The 5,609-nt window shown below is 39.4% G+C and carries 6 protein-coding genes and 1 pseudogene; all 7 read right to left on the bottom strand.

Annotated elements, in window-relative coordinates:
* Window positions 1–107, bottom strand: a pseudogene (locus QNJ66_RS26105) (transposase); the annotation flags it as partial.
* A 385-nt stretch (window positions 108–492) separates the two neighbouring features.
* Window positions 493–1,161: a phosphate signaling complex protein PhoU gene (phoU, locus tag QNJ66_RS26110; RefSeq protein WP_300511586.1), complete on the bottom strand. Its 669-nt coding sequence runs from the start codon at window positions 1,159–1,161 to the stop codon at window positions 493–495.
* 163 nt (window positions 1,162–1,324) lie between these two features.
* The gene (locus tag QNJ66_RS26115; protein WP_300511587.1) at window positions 1,325–2,617 is read right to left on the bottom strand and encodes an ATP-binding protein; all 1,293 of its coding nucleotides are present in this window, start codon (window positions 2,615–2,617) and stop codon (window positions 1,325–1,327) included.
* A 440-nt stretch (window positions 2,618–3,057) separates the two neighbouring features.
* Window positions 3,058–3,351: a DUF760 domain-containing protein gene (locus QNJ66_RS26120; protein ID WP_300511591.1), complete on the bottom strand. Its 294-nt coding sequence runs from the start codon at window positions 3,349–3,351 to the stop codon at window positions 3,058–3,060.
* A gap of 228 nt (window positions 3,352–3,579) precedes the next feature.
* The gene (locus QNJ66_RS26125) at window positions 3,580–4,536 is read right to left on the bottom strand and encodes an RNA polymerase sigma factor, RpoD/SigA family (protein WP_300511588.1); all 957 of its coding nucleotides are present in this window, start codon (window positions 4,534–4,536) and stop codon (window positions 3,580–3,582) included.
* A gap of 242 nt (window positions 4,537–4,778) precedes the next feature.
* A complete protein-coding gene (locus QNJ66_RS26130; protein WP_300511589.1) occupies window positions 4,779–5,168 on the bottom strand; it encodes a choice-of-anchor Q domain-containing protein in 390 nt (129 codons plus the stop codon).
* 87 nt (window positions 5,169–5,255) lie between these two features.
* Window positions 5,256–5,609 (bottom strand): transposase (locus QNJ66_RS26135; RefSeq protein WP_300511590.1); only part of this gene is annotated, 354 nt, incomplete at its 5' end.

The following is a 5,609-nucleotide window of genomic DNA, read 5'->3' on the forward strand; positions in this document are numbered from 1 at the left end:
AAATAATTAGCATAGTTGTAGAGATTTTTAGATAAGAAACATAGTCGGTCAATTTCAGCATAAAACCGATGATTTTTTTTAATAATATGTCTCTCAACTAATCTCATGAATAATCCGTAAAAATGTTGTTTAATTATCAAGCACACAAGTGATTGATTAATTTAGGATAAAGAGGGAGTCCCCTGGATTTCCGAGTAGGTTTCATTGTACCATTAAAGGTACCAGCAGAGTCATTAATTTTTGTCAAGGAGGCTGTAGTTAAGTACAAAATAACTGAACATATTTATCCTGATTTGACTATATATGACTATATTTCCGTTGAATGTTTATGATACTAATCTAAGGGTTGGTTAGGGGAATATGGTCAAATCATCATCTTTTATTATCATTTCAGCTTATCTTCCCAGTCACCCCGTCTCCCCGTCTCCCAGTCACCCCGTCTCCCCAGTCTCCCAGTCTCCCAGTCTCCCAGTCTCCCCGTCTCCCCACACCTTAACCGCGATGACCTGTAACAATATAGGAAACACGCTGAGCAATATTAGTAGAGTGATCAGCCATTCTTTCTAGATGACGAATCATCAGAGCAAGGAGTAAAAACGGTTCAATTACCCCTGGAATATTGCGCTGATAAGCTAAATGATGATAAAGCTTATCGTAAGCATCATCTACGGTATCGTCTAACTTTTTCACTCGTTTGCCTGCTCCTGCATCCAAGTCAGCCAAAGCGACTAAACTCGTAGCTAACATCATTTGAGCATGATTAGACATCATAGCAACATCTCCCATACAGTCGTGGGGTTCGTAGGGGAATAATTTAACGGCAATTTCGCCTAAATCTTTGGCATAATCTCCAATACGCTCTAAATCTCTTATTAATTGCATAAAAGCACTCAACAAACGTAAATCTTGAGCAACGGGAGATTGTAGTGTCATTAATGTGGCACAGTCTAGTTCAATTTTACGATAATAACGGTCAATTTGTTTATCCAAAAGAGCAATTTTATGAGCAGCATCAATATCTCTTTCAAACAAAGCTTGATGACTGAGTCGGAAGGATTCTTCGACTAAGGTTCCCATGCGTAATACTTCTTGTTCGAGTCGTTTCAAACAACGTTGAAAGTAGGTATTTTCAGGATAATTATCTGGGGAAGAGAGATTCACAACACTATTGTTAACCTATGTTTAATCCTAACTTGATAAAAAATTTAATTTAAACTTATATCTACCATAGTCCTTTTTCTATACCAGTTACAACAAATTGCAACATAAATTTAGTTTCAGACTGTCTAGTCTAACCGCAATAAGTTAAGAAATCACCAACAGTTTAAGAGGTTTTGGTTAACATAACTTTTATCCAAGCCCCTCCTGTATCGGGATGGTTTTCGGCTGTAATTGTTCCCCCGTGAGCTTCGATAATTTCTTGGACTATCGCTAGACCTAAACCACTTCCTGATCTGATAGATTCACTTTCTATATTTTGTCGAGTGCGAGAGGTATCTCCTCGATATAAACGATTAAAAATATGGGGTATATCCTTTTCTAAAAAACCTACTCCTTGATCGAGAATATTAATTTCTATTGTTTCATTATCCTGATTATCTCTAAGATTGACTAAAATTTCACTGTTATTAAGACTATGTTTGATACTATTATCAAGAAGATTTATAAAAACTTGAATTAGACGAGAGCGATCTCCAGAAAATTGTAATACTTTCGCGCCAGAAATACTTAAATGAATTTTTTTTTGTTGGGCCAGGGGTTCTACTACTTGCCAAGCAGCTAATAAGATATCATTTAATTCTAATAGTTCTAAGCATAAACTTTGGTGAGGATTTTCTTGTATTTGGCTCAATTCTAACCAATCTTCAACTAAATGAATCAGACGCTGGGTTTCTTGTCGCATTTGCTTGGCCCGACGACTTTCAGGATCTGCTAAACGTCCTTCCAACCACTCAGAAATCAGAGCAATGGAGGTTAAGGGGGTGCGTAACTCATGGGTTAGATCGGATAAAGCGCGATCGCGACTACGGGATAATTCCACTAGGGGTTGTTGGTTATGAATATAGACAACAACTTGTCCTTGGGGTAGAGGATAGCTAAACCCTTTTAAAGCCACAGCACTGCTATTTATGCTATTTTTTGAGTAATCTTGGTTTTCATGGCTTGCAGGGACATAATTAGCGGGGTAGAATGTCCATTCATTCACTTGAGGGGTTTGACTTTGCCTAGTTTGTTCGATTAGTTGATCTAGTTCATAAGAGCGAACTAACTCCAGCAATAAACGAATTTGTCCAGGTTGCCAGCGATCGATTTGCAACAAGTTCTGAGCTTGTTGATTACACCATAGTAACTGATTTTCCTCATCTACCCGTAAATAGGCAATGGGAGCGATCTCGATAATTTGCTGTTTTAGGGCTAATTCTTGCTGTTGTTTGTGGTACTGTTCTTGAATATAACCAATTTCTCTCTTGATGAGAGTTATTACAGGCAATGCTCCTAATAAATCTCGTGTATCAGGGGATAGGGTTAAAATATGTTTTAATTGAGCTTTTAGGCGATAACGGTTCCAGAGTAGGATGGTTATGCTTAACAGAAAGCCAAAAATAAATGAGTACAAAATTACATCAAGGGTTTGACAGCAGTTTTCAATTGAGTTTATTTTGTAAAGAGTACCACGATGGAAGTTCAAGAAGGATAGTTTCCGCTATATAAAACTTACTCAAACTTACCCATCAGGTTTTTAGGCTCATGATAACTTGGTTTGAGTCTATTTTACTTCCTGCTTCATCCAAGGGAGTCGGCTCTGACTTGTCCACAGGCGTAACATTGGCCGTAGCTCGGCCTAGTTTGAGTAACTTTAGTGAATATTGGGTAGGTTTTTGGGAGCAGCATCAACCCCCTTGAAGCCTACACTCTACGAATGTAAGTGTATGGAGCGTCACTGGAAACAAAAGATTTCCATACAAGACGAAAAAGCGATCGCTTTTTTTCTCTTAAATGTCGGATTCTTGACCCTCGGTTTTACCAATAGTCTGAAAATCCGACCAATATATAAACCTATTCTTGCTCTTGGGTACTACTATTAATCGCTTGTAGGGACTTTTCAAAGTTAAGTCTTTGTTCAGCATTGCGTAAAAAGTAACCACTCATCATGGCTGAGGCTAATAATTTCCCTAAGTGGTCCCGACTGGTACTAACAGTTACACCAAAATGTTCAGAGGGAAGGTTCCCCAGTAAACCAATAATATTCCGTTCCATGACTTGAAAAACTTCCTGGGATTCAGGTTTAGACAGTTGAGAAATAGTTTCGGGGCTGAGGGACTGAACATATTTCCACAAGCTTTCACTCATTTCATTTTCATTATTAAAAAAGTCTTGGGAACGGTTTAGCTCGTTATTCACTGTGTGGCCTCCTGTGGATTTTACCTGTTTATGCCGCTTTTAAGGGAAATGATACTATTTCAATTAATTTATCTTTCCCTCCCAGTGTAACAAGTCTCTTAACAAAATAGGAGTCAGTAGAACCGAACCGCAATTTCCGATCCCCCGACTCCATGCTATGCTATTTTTTGCTTTGATTTAACTAGCTAAATATTCTTGAATATTAGCTTTACGTTTTCTCAGTTTAGATAAAGCCTCTCTTTCGATTTGTCTAACCCTCTCCCGACTAATATTAAGACGGGCACCAATCTTAGCTAAAGTTAAGGGTTGTCCATCCATGAGTCCAAACCGCAAGGCAATAACTTGTTTTTGTTGAATGGTTAAATCTTCCATCAACTTTTCCAGGTCAAACTGCAAAGAAGAATGGGTAGCAAAGTCTTCAGGAGACTGGCCTTCATCCTCGAGAAGATCCCCTAATTCCGTGTCTTGGTTATCCCCTACCCGTAAATCTAAGGAAAGGGGTTGACGGGATCTTTCTAGATAGTCTCTCACTTGTTTAGAGGTTAAGTCCAATTCTTCGGCCAGTTCGCTGATGGTGGCAGCCCTACCTTTAAGTTGAGAGAGTTCCCGTTGTGCTTTTTTGATTTTATTCAGTTTTTCAGTGATATGAATGGGAAGCCTAATGGTTCGGCTTTTTTCGGCGATCGCCCGCGTAATTGCTTGACGTATCCACCAGTAGGCATAGGTTGAGAAGCGATAGCCTTTGGTGGGGTCAAATTTTTCTACCCCTCGCTGCATACCAATGGTTCCCTCTTGGATAAGATCCAAAAGATCCAAATTGCGTTTGAGATACTTTTTGGCCACAGATACTACTAGGCGAAGGTTGGCTTCTACCATTTTTCGCTTGGCTGCTTCTCCTGCTTCAACCACAGAAGAGAATTCTTTTTTAGAGAGTTTTGCGGCTTTGGCCCACTGACTGTCTGTGGGTTCTTTGCCGCTTTCTTGGATCATCTCGTCTCGCAGTTTCTCTAGATTAACCAAGCGTTGAACTCGCTTGGAATAAAGAATTTCCTCCTCATGGCTTAGCAAGGGAACACGACCAATTTCTTTGAGATAAGCCCGAACTGGGTCAGGATTACTTTTAGTTAGCTTCATAAGAAATTTTTTATCTGGTAGTTTAGTTTCGGATAATGAAGAGTAAGTAATAGTGATATATAAAAGTAAAAGCTTATGGTAACAGAATTTTTACAGAAGTTGCTGTTTCTTTATATTTTTGTTAGAAGATCATGGTTTTGCCGTTTAACTATAGATATTTTTAGTGGAGTGATGATTCCATAATACATCTTTATTTAAGTATGAATCCCTAACTTTTTGTTTGGTTCCTTAACAATAGTACATCATTTTATTAACTTTTGTAAAGTTTCTGAGCATAGCGAGTTTGGCTTAGGTTTTTGTCTTCTAGAAAAACCACCTAAAGCAATGACAACTAAGGGAATTAAAGATGAAGATTCAGGGACGGATGTTGGCTGTACTTCAAAAGCACCAATATCCACCGTCCCATTGACAATGCGATCGAATCCTGAACCTCGTTGGTCAAACAGTAATCCGACCGTGTAAGCATTGTCTCCCCCATCAATGGCAATGCTGCCAGCAATTAGGGCGTGGGTTTTAGTGGTACCGCCGTTATTTTTGAGAATACCCAAACCAGGATTTCCGGATAAAAATGGACTACAACTACCGTCTTCAATCAGGTTATTGAACTTAACATTGATACCTCCACTATTCAAGACACAATCGAGACCTGTGCTATTAGCAATAATGGTATTATTGACACTCTCCCGAATCCGCTACGCTAAATTCGGGAGATTCTTCTCTCACAGGCTCTTATCTAGCCAATCTTTCATTGGCCCCGACAGAACGCCTCCAGAAGCTTCTTGATGCAATAGCGAGTGGGGGGAACCCCCAAGACCGCGCTGCATCGCTATTTCATTCACGGGCTGTCCGACCGCTACTAATCCTCGATTTCTTATCACTTGACTGGCTGCAACATCACGATTTGTTGTGTACCCACAATTAGGGCAGTGATGAACCCTATTTGACAGACTCTTTTTGCCTGTTTGGGTATTGCAATTAGGGCATATCTGACTGGTGTAGTCTTTATCTACCTTAAGAAAATAGACATCTCTTTTCCAACAAACATAAGCCAAGATGTTGAAGAATTGACCGAA

The organism is Crocosphaera sp. (assembly GCF_030064895.1).
In the GTDB taxonomy this organism is placed as follows: Bacteria; Cyanobacteriota; Cyanobacteriia; order Cyanobacteriales; family Microcystaceae; genus Crocosphaera.